This window comes from Rhizobacter sp. Root1221 (assembly GCF_001425785.1).
Classification (GTDB): domain Bacteria; phylum Pseudomonadota; class Gammaproteobacteria; order Burkholderiales; family Burkholderiaceae_C; genus Rhizobacter.
In genome coordinates, this window is record NZ_LMDI01000075.1 from 128,394 (window position 1) to 145,157 (window position 16,764).

11 protein-coding genes are annotated in these 16,764 nt (G+C 69.2%); 9 read left to right on the forward strand and 2 right to left on the reverse strand.

Going from position 1 to position 16,764, the window contains the following annotated elements; translation table 11 throughout:
- Positions 1-42: 42 nt before the first annotated feature.
- From ASC87_RS29035 to ASC87_RS29075, 9 genes are all read left to right on the forward strand, one after another.
- On the forward strand, positions 43-1,032 hold the full coding sequence (locus ASC87_RS29035) for a TRAP transporter substrate-binding protein (RefSeq protein WP_200954577.1): 990 nt from the start codon (positions 43-45) through the stop codon (positions 1,030-1,032).
- A gap of 8 nt (positions 1,033-1,040) precedes the next feature.
- Entirely contained in the window at positions 1,041-4,700 is a 3,660-nt protein-coding gene (locus ASC87_RS29040) for a hydantoinase B/oxoprolinase family protein (RefSeq protein WP_056671417.1), read from the forward strand.
- Positions 4,701-4,857: 157 nt separating this feature from the next.
- Positions 4,858-5,100 (forward strand): AbrB/MazE/SpoVT family DNA-binding domain-containing protein, encoded by a 243-nt coding sequence (locus tag ASC87_RS29045; protein ID WP_056671419.1) that lies wholly within the window; start codon positions 4,858-4,860, stop codon positions 5,098-5,100.
- 404 nt (positions 5,101-5,504) lie between these two features.
- Positions 5,505-6,509 carry a bifunctional riboflavin kinase/FAD synthetase gene (locus ASC87_RS29050; protein ID WP_056671422.1) on the forward strand — a complete coding sequence of 335 codons (1,005 nt, stop codon included), beginning with the start codon at positions 5,505-5,507 and terminating at the stop codon, positions 6,507-6,509.
- Between the two features lie 85 nt (positions 6,510-6,594).
- Positions 6,595-9,426, forward strand: a complete 2,832-nt coding sequence (ileS, locus tag ASC87_RS29055; protein WP_056671423.1) for an isoleucine--tRNA ligase — start codon at positions 6,595-6,597, stop codon at positions 9,424-9,426.
- Positions 9,427-9,454: 28 nt separating this feature from the next.
- Positions 9,455-9,961, forward strand: coding sequence for a signal peptidase II (lspA, locus tag ASC87_RS29060; protein ID WP_056671425.1), 507 nt, complete (start codon positions 9,455-9,457; stop codon positions 9,959-9,961).
- Between the two features lie 136 nt (positions 9,962-10,097).
- Positions 10,098-11,621: an ATP-binding protein gene (locus tag ASC87_RS29065; RefSeq protein WP_235582342.1), complete on the forward strand. Its 1,524-nt coding sequence runs from the start codon at positions 10,098-10,100 to the stop codon at positions 11,619-11,621.
- Complete coding sequence (locus tag ASC87_RS29070; protein WP_056671430.1) at positions 11,618-12,541, forward strand: DMT family transporter; 924 nt, start codon at positions 11,618-11,620, stop codon at positions 12,539-12,541. The genes ASC87_RS29065 and ASC87_RS29070 overlap by 4 nt, the downstream gene beginning before the upstream one ends.
- Positions 12,542-12,554: 13 nt before the next feature.
- Positions 12,555-14,885, forward strand: coding sequence for a response regulator (locus ASC87_RS29075; RefSeq protein ID WP_056671432.1), 2,331 nt, complete (start codon positions 12,555-12,557; stop codon positions 14,883-14,885).
- Between the two features lie 119 nt (positions 14,886-15,004).
- On the opposite strand, the gene ASC87_RS29080 is transcribed toward ASC87_RS29075, so the two are convergent.
- Both ASC87_RS29080 and ASC87_RS29085 read right to left on the reverse strand, forming a co-directional pair.
- Positions 15,005-15,787, reverse strand: coding sequence for an SDR family oxidoreductase (locus tag ASC87_RS29080; RefSeq protein ID WP_056671435.1), 783 nt, complete (start codon positions 15,785-15,787; stop codon positions 15,005-15,007).
- 34 nt (positions 15,788-15,821) lie between these two features.
- The gene (locus ASC87_RS29085; RefSeq protein ID WP_056671437.1) at positions 15,822-16,751 is read right to left on the reverse strand and encodes a DMT family transporter; all 930 of its coding nucleotides are present in this window, start codon (positions 16,749-16,751) and stop codon (positions 15,822-15,824) included.
- Positions 16,752-16,764: the final 13 nt, after the last annotated feature.

Consider the following 16,764-nt stretch of genomic DNA (forward strand, 5'->3'; position numbering starts at 1 on the left):
GGGAACAGTGCACGCCTCTTTTCCAACGAAGGAACAGGCAACATGATGCAGCGTAGAACCTGGATCGCCGGCGCAGGGTTGGGCCTGGTCCTCGGGCGGGCCCGTGCCGCACGCACCTGGCGCATGGCCTCCGGCTACTCCTCCGACGCGTTCCAGACCCGGAACCTGAAGGCGTTCGCGGAAGACCTTGGCCGCGAGAGCGCCGGGGCGTTCCAGCTCACCGTGTTCGAGAACAACACGCTCGTGCGCATGCCTGACATCGCGCAGGCAGTGCGCGACCAGCGCGTCGACCTCGGCGAGGTAATGATGAGCAGCGGCCTGCCGAAGGAAGTCACGGCGGCCGGTGCCGATGCCGTGCCCTTCCTGACCCGCACCCCCGCCGACGAAAAGCGCCTGTGGGACTGCCAGCGGCCCGTCCTCGAGCGGCAACTCGCAGCCGTGGGCCTGAAGGCGCTGCTGGCGGTGCCGTGGCCGCCGCAGTGCCTGTACTCGGCGGTGCCCCTCGCACGGCCGCAGGACCTCGCGGGCCTGCGCATGCGCACCTACAACCCCACCACCGAGGCGATCGCCAGGCTGCTCGGGGCCACCCCGGTGGACGTGCTCACCGTGGACGTGAAGCAGGCGCTGGCGCAGGGCCGCTTCGACACAATGATCACGTCGGCGGTGACCGGCGTGGACCAGGAGGTCTGGGGCCGCATGAAATACCTGTACCTGATCAACGCCTGGTCGCCGAAGAACCTCGTGCTCATGAACGCGGCCACCTGGGCCGGGCTCGGCGCGGCGCACCAGGCGCTGCTCACCCGCGTGGCCGCGCGGGCGGAGGCCCGCGGCTGGGCCGCCAGCGCCGAGGCCGCCCGGTCGTCGGTGGACCAGCTGCGCGCCCGCGGCATGGTCATCGAGATTCCGTCGAGCGTGCTCGCCACGTCGCTGCGCCGCCTGGGCGAACGGTTCTCCCGCGACTGGGTGCGCACGGCCGGCACCGACGCCAACCAGATCTTCGTCCCCTATTACGCCGATCACACTCCCGTTTGAGGATTCCCATGTCACATCCGACCCCCCTCCATCCCGACGCACGCTGGCAGTTCTGGATCGACCGCGGCGGCACCTTCACCGATGTGGTGGGGCGTGCGCCCGACGGCGGCCTGCACACGCTGAAGATGCTGTCGGAGAACCCCGAGCAGTACCGCGACGCCGCGGTCGAGGGCATCCGCCGGCTGCTGCAGCTCGGCGCGGGCGAGCTGATCACGCCGGCGCGTGTGGAATGCGTGAAGATGGGGACCACGGTGGCCACCAACGCCCTGCTCGAACGCAAGGGCGACCGCACGGTGCTGGTCACCACGCGGGGCTTTCGCGACGCGTTGCGCATCGCCACCCAGGCCCGCCCGCGCCTCTTCGACCGGCACATCGTGCTGCCGGAACTGCTGTACGACCGCGTGGTCGAGGCCCACGAGCGCATCGATGCCCACGGCACCGTGGTGCAGCCGCTGGACGCGGCTGCGCTGCGCACGGCCCTGCAGGCCGCCTTCGACGACGGCATCCGCGCGTGCGCGATCGTGTTCATGCACGGCTGGCGCCATGCCGGCCACGAGCTGGCCGCCGAGGCCATCGCCCGGGAGACCGGCTTCACCCAGGTGTCGGTGTCGCACAAGGTGAGCCCGCTGATGAAGCTCGTGCCCCGCGGTGACACCACCGTGGTGGACGCCTACCTGAGCCCCATCCTGCGCCGCTACGTCGACCAAGTGGCCGCGCAGATGCCCGGCGTGCCGCTCTTTTTCATGCAGAGCTCGGGCGGGTTGACACAGGCCGAGTCCTTCCAGGGCAAGGACGCCATCCTGTCCGGGCCGGCCGGCGGCATCGTGGGCATGGTGCGCACGGCGGTGGACGCCGGCCACCACAAGGTGATCGGGTTCGACATGGGTGGCACGTCCACCGATGTGTCGCACTACGCGGGGGAGTTCGAGCGCGCGTTCGAGACCCAGGTGGCCGGGGTGCGCATGCGGGCGCCGATGATGAGCATCCACACGGTGGCGGCGGGTGGCGGGTCGGTGATCCGCTTCGATGGGTCGCGCCTGCGGGTGGGCCCCGAGTCGGCCGGCGCCAACCCCGGCCCGGCCAGCTACCGGCGCGGCGGGCCGCTCGCCACCACCGATGCCAACGTGATGCTAGGCAAGATCCAGCCGCGCTATTTTCCGAAGGTGTTCGGCCCGAAGGCCGACCAGCCCCTCGACCGCGACGCGGTGGAACGGCGCTTCGCCACGATGGCGACGGAGATGAGCGAGGCCACCGGCCGCGCCACCACGCCGGAAGAAGTGGCCAGCGGCGCGCTGCAGATCGCGGTGGCCAGCATGGCCAATGCCATCAAGCGCATCTCGGTGGCCCGCGGCTACGACGTGACCCAATACACACTCCAGTGTTTCGGCGGAGCCGGCGGCCAGCACGCCTGCCTGGTGGCCGACGCGCTCGGCATGACCACCGTCTATGCGCACCCCTTCGCCGGCGTGTTGTCGGCGTTCGGCATGGGGCTGGCGGACCAGACCGCGATGCGCGAGACCGCCGTCGAACGCCCGCTCGATGCCGCGGGCCTCGACGCCGCCACCCGCACCGCCGCGCAGCTGCGCGACGAGGCCGAGGCCTCGCTGCGCGGCCAGGGCATCGACGCCGCCCACCTGCACACCGTCTTCAAGCTGCAGGTGCGCTACGACGGCACCGACACCGCGCTGCCATGCGACCTGCCGGCGGGGATGTCACCCAGCCAGGCGATCGCGGCCATCCGCGACCAGTTCGAGTCCGCCTACCGCCAGCGCTTCGCGTTCCTGATGCCCGACCGCTCGCTGGTCATCGAGGTGGTGTCGGTGGAGGCCATCGGTGCGGGCGAACGTCCCGCCCGCACGGCCACGACCGCCACCGGGAAACCCCACGTGCCCACGCCGGTGGACGCCGTGCGCATGTACTGCCAGGCCGACGAACAGCCGGCCGGCTGGCGCGACGCCTCGCTGTACACCGTGGAACTGCTGCAGCCGGGCGCCACGATCGACGGGCCCGCGGTGCTGGCCGAGCGCAACGCCACCACCGTGGTGGAGCCCGGCTGGCAGGCGCGGGTGATGGCCCATGGCGTGGAACTGCACCGGGTGCGGCCGCGGGTGGCCCTGCATGCGGTGGGCACCGAGGCCGATCCCGTGATGCTGGAGGTGTTCAACAACCTCTTCATGAACATCGCCGAACAGATGGGGCTGCGGCTGCAGAACACCGCGTACTCGGTGAACATCAAGGAGCGGCTCGACTTCTCCTGCGCGCTGTTCGACGTGGACGGCAACCTCATCGCGAACGCCCCGCACATGCCGGTGCACCTGGGGTCGATGAGCGAGTCCATCAAGACCGTCATCGACGGCAACCCGCAGATGCAGCCGGGCGACGTCTTCGTGCTCAACGACCCGTACCACGGCGGCACGCACCTGCCCGACATCACGGTGGTCACGCCGGTGTACCTGGACACGGCCGACACCCGGCCGTCGTTCTACGTGGCCTCGCGTGGGCACCACGCGGACATCGGCGGCATCACGCCGGGGTCGATGCCCCCGTTCTCGTCGTCCATCGTCGAGGAAGGCGTGCTGATCGACAACTTCCAGCTCGTGGCCGGCGGGCGCCTGCGCGAGGATGCCATGCGCGCGCTGCTGGCGAGCGGACCGTACCCGTCGCGCAACCCCGAGCAGAACCTCGCCGACCTGCGCGCGCAGGTGGCGGCCAACGAAAAGGGGGTGCAGGAACTCAAGGCCATGGTGGCCCAGTTCGGCCGTGCCACGGTGGCGGCCTACATGCGGCACGTGCAGGACAACGCCGAGGAATCGGTGCGCCGCGTCATCACCGCGCTGAGCGACGGCGAGTACACGATGCCGCTGGACAACGGCGCGCAGATCCGGGTGCGTGTCGAGGTGGACCAGGTGTCGCGCCGTGCCACGGTCGACTTCACCGGCACCAGCGCCCAGCTCGACAACAACTTCAACGCGCCCAAGGCCATCACGATGGCGGCCGTGCTGTACGTGTTCCGCACGCTGGTGGACGACGACATCCCGCTCAACGCCGGCTGCCTGAAGCCCATCCAGGTGGTGGTGCCGGAGGGCTGCATGCTGAATCCCCGGCCGCCCGCGGCCGTGGTGGCGGGCAACGTGGAGACGTCGAGCTGCGTGACAAACGCGTTGTACGGCGCCCTCGGCGTGATGGCCGCGAGCCAGTGCACGATGAACAACTTCACGTTCGGCGACCACGCGTACCAGTACTACGAAACCATCTCCGGCGGTTCAGGCGCTGGCGCGGGGTTCGCCGGCACGAGCCTGGTGCAGACCCACATGACCAACTCCCGGCTGACGGACCCGGAGATCCTCGAATTCCGCTACCCGGTGCGGCTCGACAGCTACGAGATCCGCGCCGGGTCGGGGGGCAAGGGCCGGTGGCGTGGGGGTGACGGCGGCGTGCGCCGGGTGCGCTTCTTGCAGCCGATGACCGCGTCGATCCTCAGCAACGGCCGCCTGCACGGCGCCTTCGGCATGGCCGGGGGCCAGGCCGGTGCGGTGGGGATCAACCGCGTCGAACGCGCCGACGGCCGCCACGAACCGCTCGGCCACATCGGCCAGGTGGAAGTGGCTGCTGGCGACGTGTTCGTCATCGAAACCCCCGGCGGCGGCGGGTATGGCCACGCCGTCTGACCGCCCCACCCTACACCGGAGAACCCACGCCCCATGTTCGCCAGCGGAGGGCTGTACTTCTGACGACCCCCTTGGGGGCCGTCAGGCCAGCGGGACTCGCACTGTGTGCACCCGATGATTCCTTACCTTAAAGTGGGGAACATCAGGAGCGCAGCAGATGACTACCGCGACCATCACGTCAAAAGGCCAAATCACCATCCCCGCGGAGGTGCGCAATGCGCTCGCCGTTGACGCGGGGGATCGGGTTGAGTTCGTTCAGATCGAGCCCGGCCAGTTTCTGTTCGCGGCCGTGAATCGGTCTGTGAAAGAGCTGAAGGGCATGTTCAGCGAGCCCGCCAAGTCCGTGTCCATCGAGGACATGAGTCGAGCCATGGCGACCCGCAGAGCGTCCGCACGATGATCGGATTTCGCTCGCTGCGCATCGCGCAAGCGATGTGCGCGCCTTCAAGCACGAGGCGAAGCGAGCCGAGTGGAAACTCCCCCGTAGGAGGCGTCGAGGAGCGCAGCGGCTTGGGGGTTGCCGCCGCGCAGCGGCGGTCGAGCCCACTTGTTTGAGCCGCAGGCGAGTTGTGGGCTCGCCCCCAAGACGCGAGCACCGCAGAGCAGTCCCGGGCGGCGAAGCCGACTGGGACCGCCTCCTCCGGGGGGCGCTCTTTGCCTACTTTCTGGCGCGCCAGAAAGTAGGTCGGCTGCCGGGACGAGACCCGGCGCGGCCTCGCCAGAGAGAAAACGCGACCCGCAGCAAGAAAGGCGCACAGTGGGCCTCACCCGCCAATTGCCCGCGGTGGGGCAATAATCTGACCCATGCAAGTTTTCCGCGGCTTCCACCATCCCGGCATCGCCCCCGCCTGCGCCCTGACCATCGGCAACTTCGACGGGGTCCATCGCGGCCACCAGGCCATGCTGGCGCTGCTGCGTTCCGAAGCCCAGCACCGCGGCCTGCCGTCGTGTGTGCTGACTTTCGAGCCCCACCCGCGCGACTACTTCGCCCGCAAGGCCGGCAAGCCGGAGCTCGCCCCGGCGCGCATCGCCACGTTGCGCGACAAGCTGAGCGAGCTGGAACGCTGCGGCATCGACCAGGTGGTGGTGCTGCGCTTCAACGAGGCGCTGGCCACCCAGGCCGCCTCCGCCTTCATCGACGAAACGCTGGTCGCCGGCCTGGGCGCGCAGTACGTCCTGGTGGGTGACGACTTCCGTTTCGGGGCGAAACGCACGGGTGACTACGCGATGCTGGACGCCGCCGGCGCCGAACGGGGCTTCGACGTGGCCCGCATGAACAGCTACGAGGTGCATGGCCTGCGGGTGTCCAGTTCGGCGGTGCGCGAAGCGCTGGCGGCCGGCCACCTGGAGCAGGCTGCCGCATTGCTGGGGCGCCCCTACAGCATCAGCGGCCACGTGGTGCACGGCCGCAAGCTCGGCCGCGACCTCGGTTTCCGCACGCTGAACCTGCGGTTCCACCATGCCAAGGCGGCCTCGATGGGCATCTTCGCCGTGCGCACGCACGGGCTCGCACCCGAACCGCTGGACGGGGTGGCCAGCCTCGGCGTGCGCCCCACCATCGAGGACAGCGGCCGGGTATTGCTGGAGGTGCATTGCCTCGATTGGCCCGCCAGCCTGGCCCAGGAGGGGGGGTACGGTAAACTCGTGCGTGTGGAACTGCTGCACAAACTTCGCGACGAAGCCCGTTACGACGGCCTGGACGCCCTGAAAGCCGCCATCCTGAAGGATGCGGCCGATGCACGCGCGTACCTTGCGTCCGCAGCGCCCCACGCGGCCATGGGCCGCCAGACCACGCGCGACCGAATTTAGCGCTCGCCCCGTCCCCCCTGACGCGAGCCCCGGCGCCCCTGGCCGGCCCCACCCCCTGAAGCGCGCCCTGCCGCGCCCCTGCGCCATGACCGACAAGACCACCGACTACCGCGCCACGCTGAACCTGCCCGACACACCGTTCCCGATGCGCGGCGACCTGCCCAAGCGCGAACCGGGCTGGGTGCAGCAGTGGAACGAGGAAGGCCGGTACAAGCGCCTGCGCGACGCCCGCTGCGGCGCACCGAAGTTCATCCTGCACGACGGCCCTCCGTACGCCAACGGCCAGATCCACATGGGCCACGCGGTGAACAAGATCCTGAAGGACATGATCACGAAGGCCCGCCAGCTCGACGGGTTCGACGCGCTCTACGTGCCGGGCTGGGACTGCCACGGCCTGCCCATCGAAAACGCCATCGAGAAAAAGCACGGCCGCAACCTGAGCCGCGACGAGATGCAGGCCAGGAGCCGGGCGTATGCCACCGAGCAGATCTCCCAGCAGATGGCCGACTTCCAGCGCCTCGGGGTGCTGGCCGAGTGGGACCACCCGTACAAGACGATGGACTTCGCCAACGAGGCCGGTGAGCTGCGCGCGTTCAAGCGCGTGATCGAACGCGGTTTCGTGTACCGCGGCCTGAAGCCGGTGTACTGGTGTTTCGACTGCGGCTCGTCGCTGGCCGAGTTCGAGATCGAGTACGCCGACAAGAAGAGCCAGACGCTCGACGTGGCCTTCAAGGCCCACGAGCCGGCGAAACTCGCCGCCGCGTTCGGGCTGCCATCGCTCGCGAAGGACGCCTTCGCGGTGATCTGGACCACCACCGCGTGGACCATCCCGGCGAACCAGGCCATCAACCTGAACCCGGAACTCGACTACGCACTCGTCGACACCCCGCGCGGCCTGCTCCTGCTGGCGGCCTCGCTGGTGGAAGCCTGCATGACCCGCTACGGCATCGAAGGCACGGTGCTCGCCACCACGAAGGGCGGGCAGCTCGATGGCCTCGAGTTCGAACACCCCCTGTACGACGTGGACGCCGGCTACCGCCGCCTGTCCCCGGTGTACCTGGCCGACTACGCCACGGCCGACGACGGCACGGGCCTTGTGCACTCGTCGCCCGCCTACGGCGTGGACGACTTCAACTCCTGCGTGGCCCATGGGGTCACGTACGACGACATCCTGAACCCCGTGCAGGGCAACGGCGCCTACGCGCCCGATTTCCCGCTGTTCGGCGGCCAGCACATCTGGAAGGCCGTGCCGGTCATCCTGCAGGCCCTGTCGGACGCGGGCCGCCTGCTGCACACCACCACCATCACCCACAGCTACCCGCATTGCTGGCGCCACAAGACGCCGGTGATCTACCGCGCCGCAGCCCAGTGGTTCATCCGCATGGACGAGGGTGACGGGGTCTTCACGAAGGACAAGGCCCCGAAGACGCTGCGCCAGACCGCGCTCGAGGCCATCGAACAGACGAGCTTCTACCCCGAGAACGGCCGGGCCCGCCTGCACGACATGATCGCCAACCGGCCCGATTGGTGCATCAGCCGCCAGCGCAGCTGGGGCGTGCCCATCCCGTTTTTCCTGCACAAGGATTCGGGCGAGCTGCACCCGCGCACGATGGAGATCCTCGACCAGGCGGCCGACATCGTCGAGAAGGGAGGCATCGAGGCCTGGAGCCGCGTGACCACCGAGGAGATCCTCGGTGCCGCCGACGCCCCGAGCTACACGAAAAGCACCGACATCCTCGAGGTGTGGTTCGACTCCGGCAGCACGTTCTTCCACGTGCTGCGCGGCACGCACGCCCCGCAGTTCCACGAGACCGGCCCCGAGGCCGACCTGTACCTCGAAGGCCATGACCAGCACCGCGGCTGGTTCCACTCGTCGCTGCTGCTCGCCTGCGCGCTCGAAGGCCGCGCGCCGTACAAGGGCCTGCTGACCCACGGCTTCACGGTGGACGGCAAAGGCATCAAGCAGAGCAAGTCGCTAGGCAACGGCATCGATCCCCAGGACGTCAGCAAGAACCTCGGGGCGGAAATCATCCGCCTGTGGGTTGCCGCGAGCGACTACTCGGGTGACATCGCCGGCGACAAGAAGATCCTGGACCGCGTTGTCGACGCCTATCGCCGCATCCGCAACACGCTGCGTTTCCTGCTGGCCAACACCAGCGACTTCGACATCACGAAGGATGCGGTGCCGCTGTCCGAGCTGCTGGAGATCGACCGTTATGCGCTCAGCCGCGCGTCGCAGTTCCAGGCCGAGATCCTCGCGCACTACCAGGTGTACGAGTTCCACCCGGTGGTGGCCAAGCTCCAGGTGTACTGCTCGGAAGACCTCGGCGCGTTCTACCTCGACATCCTGAAGGACCGCCTGTACACCAGCGCGCCAGGCTCACACGCCCGCCGCAGTGCGCAGACCGCGCTGTGGCACATCAGCCAGGCCATGCTCCGCTGGATGGCGCCGTTCCTCAGCTTCACGGCCGAGGAAGCGTGGCAGTTCGTCGGCAACGGCGAATCCATCTTCACGCAGCGCTACTGCGACCTCGGCGCGCCCGACGAGGCGCTGCTCGCCAAGTGGACCCGCCTGCGCGAGATCCGCGACGTGGTCAACAAGGACATCGAGACCGTGCGTTCGGCCGGCCAGGTGGGTGCGTCGCTGCAGGCGAACGTGACCATCGCCGCCACGCCGGATGACCTGGCGCTGCTCGCGTCGCTGGGCGACGACCTGAAGTTCGTGACCATCACCTCGGCGGCCCTGGCCGTGGCCGGCGAGGCCCTCGCAGTCACGGTGACCCCGTCCACCGCCACGAAGTGCGAGCGCTGCTGGCACTACCGCGACGACGTGGGCCAGGACACCGCGCACCCCGCGTTGTGCGGCCGCTGCACGTCGAACCTGTTCGGCGCCGGCGAAGTCCGCTCGGCGGCCTGATCGTCTTCCACCTTCCGACCCCAACCGCATGGCCGCCACCCGCCCCGCTTCGTCCTCGCCTTCGTCCAGCCTGCTGCCCTGGCTGGGCATCTCCCTGATCGTGATCGTGCTGGACCAGCTCACCAAGACGCTGGTCCTCCAATACTTCCAGTACGGCGACAGCCGCACCATCACTTCGTTCTTCAACCTCGTGCGGGCACATAACACCGGCGCGGCGTTTTCGTTCCTGGCGGGTGCATCGGGCTGGCAGCGCTGGTTCTTCGTGGGCCTGGGCGCGGTCGCCGCGGTCTTCATCGTCTGGATGCTGAGCCGCCACGGCGGACAGAAAGTGTTCGCCTGGGCCCTCGCGCTGATCCTCGGCGGTGCGCTCGGCAACGTCATCGACCGGCTGCTGCACGGCTACGTGGTCGACTTCGTCCAGGTGCACTACGCCGGGTGGGCGTTCCCGTCGTTCAACGTCGCCGACAGCGCCATCACGCTGGGCGCCATCCTGCTGATCGTCGACGAACTGCTGCGGGTGCGCCGGGCGAAATGACCGGGGGGCACGCCGGCCGCGCCACACACAAAACTGTGGTGAACGTGCACCGCGCGTAACGCGATGTAGCGGGTTGGGGCATGATCGGGGTAGCACCGTTTCTCCCCTTCCCACCACGATGGTCGATTTCAGTTGCTTGCCGTTCTACGAGTGGCTCGACGTGCCCATCTGGGTGTTCGACGCCGAGCGCCTGCAAGCGACCTGGGCCAACCGCGCCGGGCTCACGTTCTGGCAGGCCGACTCGGTGGCCGAACTGCAGGCCCGCGATTTCTCCGACGTCAGCGAAGGGGTCCGCACCCGGCTCGACTTGAGCACCCAGGCCCACGCCCGCGGTGAAGTCACGCGGGACTCATGGACGCTGTACCCGAACGGCACGCCGTTCACGTCGGTGTTGGTGTCACGCGGCATCCTCCTGCCCGACGGCCGGCAAGGCATCCTGTTCGCGTCCGAACCCGTCAGCGCCCAGCTCGATGGCGACGCACTCCGCGGCGCCGAGGCCATCGCCCATACCACGGTGCGCGTGGCGTTGCATTCGCTGCCCGACGGCCTGGCCCTGATGCGCAACCCGGCCGCGGTGCAGGCCTTCGGCCCCATCCCCCCCGGCGACGCGCCGCGGCCGTCCGACTTCGACGGCTTGTTCCCGGACCCGGCCGTGGCCGCACGCATCATGGCCCAGGTGCGCAAGGGCCAGACCTTCAGCGCAGAACTCGAACTGGCGACGCTCGGGGGCCTGCGATGGCACGGGGTCGACGTGCGGCCGGTGGTGGATCCGGTGACGGGACGCCGCGCCATGCAGGTCAATGCCCGCGACATCGCCGACCTGAAGGCCACGCAGAAGGCGCTCGAAGGCGCGCGGGTGGCGGCCGACAACGCCAACATGGCCAAGAGCGCGTTCCTGGCCAACATGAGCCACGAGATCCGCACACCGATGAACGGGGTGCTGGGCCTCACCGAACTCGTGCTGCACACGGAGCTCAACGCCAAGCAGCGCCAGTACATCACGCTGGCCAACCAGTCCGCCAAAGGGCTGATGGTCATCATCGACGACCTGCTCGACGTCGCCAAGATCGAGGCCGGCCAGATGGTCATCGAACACCGGCCCTTCGCGGTCCGCAAGTGCCTCGAGGAGGCGCTGGCGCCGCTGCTGCTCACCGCGCAGCAAAAGGGCTTGCGGCTGGCCTGGCAGGTGGCCGACAGCATCCCGGCCACGCTCGTGGGTGACGCGGTGCGGTTGCGCCAGGTGCTCATCAACCTGGCCGGCAACGCCGTCAAGTTCACCAACCAGGGTTCGGTGCAGGTCACGGTGGAACCCGTGCTCGACGCCCCGCCGGGCGGCGTGCCGTTGCGGTTCACCGTGCGCGACACCGGCATCGGCATGTCCCCCGAGCACCTGGATCGGGTGTTCGAGCCGTTCGTGCAGGCCGACAGCAGCATCACCCGGCGCTACGGCGGCACCGGCCTCGGGCTGGCCATCGTGGCCCGGCTCGTCAAGCTGATGGGCGGCGAGATCGCCGTCGCCAGCACCGAGGGTGTCGGCAGCTGCCTGAGTTTCACCGCCCTCCTCGCGCTGCCCGGTGGCGGCGGAACTGATCCGGAACCCCCTTCCTCCATGTCCTCGAGCGCTCCGCTGCCGTTGCACGGCCTGACCTTCTTCCGATGACCCACCGCCTGACCGTTCGTGTCGCGCTGGTGCTCACCCTGCCGCCCCTGCTCTGGGCCGGCAACGCCGTGGTGGGCCGCGCACTCGTGGGGAGCGTGCCGCCCCTGACCCTCAACGCGATGCGCTGGGCGCTCGCCTTCCTCCTGCTGCTGCCGCTCGGCTGGCGGGCACTGACCCGCCCCGGCGAGATCCTGGCGCGCTGGAAGTACCTGCTGGTGCTGGGCGGGCTCGGTGTGGGCAGCTACAACGCGCTGCAGTACATGGCCGTGCGCACGTCCACACCCATCAACGTCACGCTGATCACGGCGAGCATGCCGCTCTGGATGCTCGGCGTGGGGTTCCTCTTTTTCGGCGAACAGGCCCGGCGCCGGCAGCTCGCGGGGGCGGCGCTGTCGCTCGTGGGGGTCGCGTTCGTGCTGTCGCACGGCCACCCGGCCACCCTGCTCGAACTGCGCCTGGTGCCCGGCGACCTGCTGATGCTGCTGGCCGCCGCGCTCTGGGCCGGTTACAGCTGGATGCTGGCCCGGCCGCCGGCCGCCATGCTCGGCGAGGCGCGTCCGGCGTGGAACTGGGCGGAGTTCCTGCTGGTCCAGGTCGTGTTCGGCGGGTTGTGGGCGGCCGCATTCGCCGGCATCGAGCACGCCTTCTTCGACCCCGCCCCCATCGACTGGACGTCCAAGCTGCTGTTCGGCTGGGCCTACGTGGCCCTGGGCGCCTCGATCGTGGCCTACTGGCTGTGGGGGGTCGGGGTGGCGGCCGTCGGGCCATCGGTGGGTGCCTTTTTCATCAACCTGACCCCGCTGTTTGCCGCTCTGCTGTCCGCCGCCCTGCTGTCGGAACCGCCGCGCTGGTACCACGGCGTGGCTTTTGCGCTGATCGCCGCGGGCATCGTCGTCACCTCCCGCGCCCGCAGGAACTGACCCACAATTCACCATGTGCCGACGCCTTCACCTCCAGTCCTGGCAAATCGCCTACGCGGCGGCGGCACTGCTGATCCTGCTGGTGGTGGGTGCTGGCGAATACCTCGGGGCGCTCGGCACCGACCGCTTCGCGCAGTCCATCGAGATCGACCGCCAGTGGGCCCAGCGCTCCGCGGCGCTGGCCGACCTGCGCAAGCTCGCCGGCGACGTCAACGCCCCGGCCAACGACATCTTCACGTCCCACCAGGTGAACCACGAGCGCGAGCGGCTGGGTAACGCCATGGCGCGGTTCGCCGTCGGCATGACCGCTGCCATCGATCTGTTCGGCAACCACGAGGTGGAAAGCCAGCGCGACCTGATGGTGCAGGGGTTGTCGGAGGCCTCCCGGGCCATGCACTCGATGGTGGAACACGCCGAGCAGACCCTGGTGCAGTTCCAGGCCGGCCACATCGAGGCGGCCACCCGGTTGATGGCCGAATCCGACCGCGACTACACGCAGATCCAGGACCGCATCCGCAGCGTGGGTGTCACCGCGCGCACCGTGCAGAAGGCCGAGTTCGACGAACTCACCGCCGCGGTGGTCCGCTACCGCCGGTTCGAGTTCATCAGCATGGGCATGGTCACGCTGATCACGCTCGGCATGCTGGTGTACGGCTTTCGCATCCGCCAGCACATGGAAGGCGCCGCGGTCGAGAAGGCGCGGTTCACCGCCGAGCTGCAGGCGGCCAAGGAAGCCGCCGAAGCGGCGAGCCTGGCCAAGTCGCAGTTCCTCGCGAACATGAGCCACGAGATCCGCACGCCCATGAACGGCGTGCTCGGCATGACCGAACTGCTGCTCGGCACCCCGTTGAACGACCAGCAGCGGCGCTTTGCCGACAGCGCGCACCGCTCGGCGCAGGCGCTGCTCGGGGTGATCAACGACATCCTCGATTTCTCGAAGATCGAATCGGGCACGTTCGAGGTCGATTCGATGCCGTTCAACCCGTGCGAGGTGGCCTACGACGTGGCCGAGCTGCTCGCCGTGCAGGCCCACGCGAAGGGCCTCGAGGTGATCTGCCAGGTGGGCCACGACCTGCCCGTCCGCGCGTTCGGGGACGCCGCCCGCCTGCGCCAGGTGTTGATGAACCTGCTGGGCAACGCGGTGAAGTTCACTGAACGGGGCCAGGTGGTGATCTCGGTGAACCGGCTGCCGGCCACCAGCGCCGCCCAACAGCATGCGGCGCTCGTCGAGTTTTCGGTGTCCGACACGGGGCCCGGCATCTCGCCCGCCGACCAGGCCCGCGTGTTCGAGGCCTTCACGCAGGGCGACAGCACCCGGACGCGCCGCCACGGCGGCACCGGCCTCGGCCTCACCATTTCGAACGAACTGGTGGCGATGATGGGTGGCAAGCTCCAGCTCGACAGCGAACCCGGCAGCGGCTCGCGCTTCTGGTTCTCCCTGCCGATGCGGCTCGTGCCCGAAACCACCACGGTGCTGACCGACCGCGAGGCCGCCACCTTGCACGGGCGCGACGCCCTCATCGTCGACGACAACTCCACCAACCTCGACATCCTGCGGCACCAGTTGCTCGCCTGGGGCCTCCGCGTGGAAACCGCCAGCAGCGGCGCGCAGGCGCTCGACCTGCTGCTCCACAGGCCCACGGTGCACGACCTGGTCATCCTCGACGTGCACATGCCCGAGATGAACGGCCTCGCGCTCACCGAGCGCATCCGCGCCACGAGCCGGCTCGACGAACTCAAGATCGTGATGCTCAGTTCAGCCGGGCTCGACATGCCGGCCACGGGCCTCGCCCGGCTCGGCATCTCGCGCTGGTTGGCCAAACCCGTGCGCAAGCTCGAACTCCGGCGCGCGCTGGTGGAGCTGGTGGACTCCCTGTCGGCCTACCCGCTCCCGCCGGCCGGTCCACCGCCGGCGTTCTCCCCCGACAGCCCCACGCCCTTGCCAGTGTCCACCGGTGCCCGCATCCTGCTGGCGGAGGACCACGCGGTGAACCAGGAAGTGGCCGCGCAGATGCTGCGCATCGCGGGTTACGAGGTGCGTGTGGTCGGCGACGGCCGGGAGGCCATCGACGCCGTGCGCGAAGGCGGCGTCGACCTCGTGCTGATGGACTGCCTGATGCCCGTGATGGACGGTTTCGAGGCCACGGCCCGCCTGCGCGAGCTGGAACACGGCACCGGCCACCGCCTCCCCATCGTGGCCCTGACCGCCAATGCGATGACGGGCGACGTCGAGACCTGCCTCGCCGCCGGCATGGACGATCACCTGGCCAAACCTTTCACGCAGACCCAGTTGATCGCGGTGATCGAACGCAGCCTGAGCGCACGGCGCAAGCTGCCAAGCTGACGAACAGGTCCCTCAGGCAAGCGCAGCGAAGCCGCCCATCAAGCCACCCGCGAGGACCGGCTCCGCCGGCCGACCCGGGGTCGCCCCCCGGGGGCAGGAGCGAAGCGACTGGGGGGCCTTCAAAATGTGCCGGGGTAGGTACCGCCGTCGAGCAAGATGTTCTGCCCGGTCAAGTAACCCGCATGCTGGCTGCACAGGAACGCACACACCGCGCCGAATTCCTCCGGGGTGCCGAAACGCTGGGCAGGGATGGTGCGGCGGCGCGCATCGGCCGCGGCTTCCTCGTCCTGTCCCGTCGCCTTGGCGCCCGCACGCAGCGTGACACGCAGGCGGTCGGTGTCGAACGCCCCCGGCAGCAGGCCGTTGATGGTGACATTGCGCGCGGCCAGCGGGCTGCGCGCGAGGCCGGCGACGAAGCCGGTCAGGCCGCTGCGGGCGCCGTTCGACAGGCCCAGCACACCGATGGGTGCCTTCACCGCGCCCGACGTGATGTTGACCACGCGGCCATAACCGCGGCTGGCCATGCCGTCCACGGTGGCACGGATCAGTTCGATGGGGGTCAGCATGTTGGCGTCGAGCGCCTTGATCCAGGTGTCGCGGTCCCATTGGCGGAAGTCACCGGGCGGCGGGCCACCCGCGTTGTTCACGAGGATGTCCACGTGCGGACAGGCCGCCAGCGCCGCGGCCCGGCCGTCCGGCGTGGTGATGTCACCCGCCACGACACGCACTTCACCGCCGCCCAGCGCGCGCAGTTCGGCCGCCGTGGCCTCCAGCGCTTCCACGCCACGCGCGGTGATGACGACGTTGGCGCCCTCTTTCACCAGCGCCTCGGCGCAGCCCCTGCCCAACCCCTTGCTCGCGGCGCACACCAGTGCCCACTTGCCTGTCAGTCCCAAGTCCATGTTGTTTCTCCGATGCGTTGGTTGGTTTGCGTGTTCAAGCCGTGCGTGCGCGGGCCAGCATCCAGATGCCCCCCATCACGAGCGCGGTGCCGGCAGCCACCCACAGGGTGAACGGTTCGCCGAGGATCAGGATGCCCATCAGGATGGTGGACAGCGGACCGATCATGCCCACCTGGGCGGCAGCACCCGCCCCGATGCGCTCGATGGCCATCATCACCATCAGCACGGGGGCAAAGGTGCACAGCGTGGCGTTCAGCACGGACAGGCCGATGACTTCCGGCGCCACCACGGCCGCCGACAGCGGCCGCAGCACCGCGAACTGCACCAGGCACAGCACGCAGGCGACCGTGGTGGCCAAGCCGGCCAGGCGCATGGCGCCGAGGCGGCGCACCTCCTCGCCGCTGAAGGCAAGGTAGAGCGCATAGCTGACGGCACTGCCGAACACGAGCAGGGCACCGAGTGCGGCATCGGCGCCCATCAGCGTCACCTCGTGACCGAACACCAGCAGCACGCCGGCATAACTGACGGCGAGCGACAGCACCTGGTTGCGGCTCACCCGCTTCTTGAACAGCACCACACCCAGCGCCAGCACGATGGTGGGATTGAGGTACAGGATCAGCCGCTCGAGGCTGGCGGTGACGTAGGCCAGGCCGGCGAAGTCGAGGAAGCTCGCGAGGTAGTAGCCGGTGATGCCGAGGAACACGACGATGCGCCAGTCGCGCCCGGTGAGCGCGGGCTTGCCTCGCCCCGCCCACCACGCGAGGAACAGGAACAGCGGCAGCGCGAACAGCATGCGGTACATGATCAGCGTGACGGCATCCACCCCGTGGCGGTAGGCGAGCTTCACGATGATGGCTTTGCCGGAGAACGCGATGGCCCCCAGCGCGGCAAGCAGCAGGCCGGGCCAGACGGCGCGCGAAGATGCAGTGGCGAGCCCGTCGGCGGCGGCAGTAGAGGAACCCATCGCGGGATTCTAA

Excerpts from the sequence above, each read along its gene's own strand:
- ASC87_RS29050 (WP_056671422.1), top strand. The coding sequence starts at position 5,505 with ATGCAAGTTTTCCGCGGCTTCCACCATCCCGGCATCGCCCCCGCCTGC.
- ASC87_RS29035 (WP_200954577.1), top strand. The coding sequence starts at position 43 with ATGATGCAGCGTAGAACCTGGATCGCCGGCGCAGGGTTGGGCCTGGTC.
- ileS (WP_056671423.1), top strand. The coding sequence starts at position 6,595 with ATGACCGACAAGACCACCGACTACCGCGCCACGCTGAACCTGCCCGAC.
- ASC87_RS29045 (WP_056671419.1), top strand. The coding sequence starts at position 4,858 with ATGACTACCGCGACCATCACGTCAAAAGGCCAAATCACCATCCCCGCG.
- ASC87_RS29040 (WP_056671417.1), top strand. The coding sequence starts at position 1,041 with ATGTCACATCCGACCCCCCTCCATCCCGACGCACGCTGGCAGTTCTGG.
- ASC87_RS29070 (WP_056671430.1), top strand. The coding sequence starts at position 11,618 with ATGACCCACCGCCTGACCGTTCGTGTCGCGCTGGTGCTCACCCTGCCG.
- ASC87_RS29080 (WP_056671435.1), bottom strand. The coding sequence starts at position 15,787 with ATGGACTTGGGACTGACAGGCAAGTGGGCACTGGTGTGCGCCGCGAGC.
- lspA (WP_056671425.1), top strand. The coding sequence starts at position 9,455 with ATGGCCGCCACCCGCCCCGCTTCGTCCTCGCCTTCGTCCAGCCTGCTG.
- ASC87_RS29075 (WP_056671432.1), top strand. The coding sequence starts at position 12,555 with ATGTGCCGACGCCTTCACCTCCAGTCCTGGCAAATCGCCTACGCGGCG.
- ASC87_RS29085 (WP_056671437.1), bottom strand. The coding sequence starts at position 16,751 with ATGGGTTCCTCTACTGCCGCCGCCGACGGGCTCGCCACTGCATCTTCG.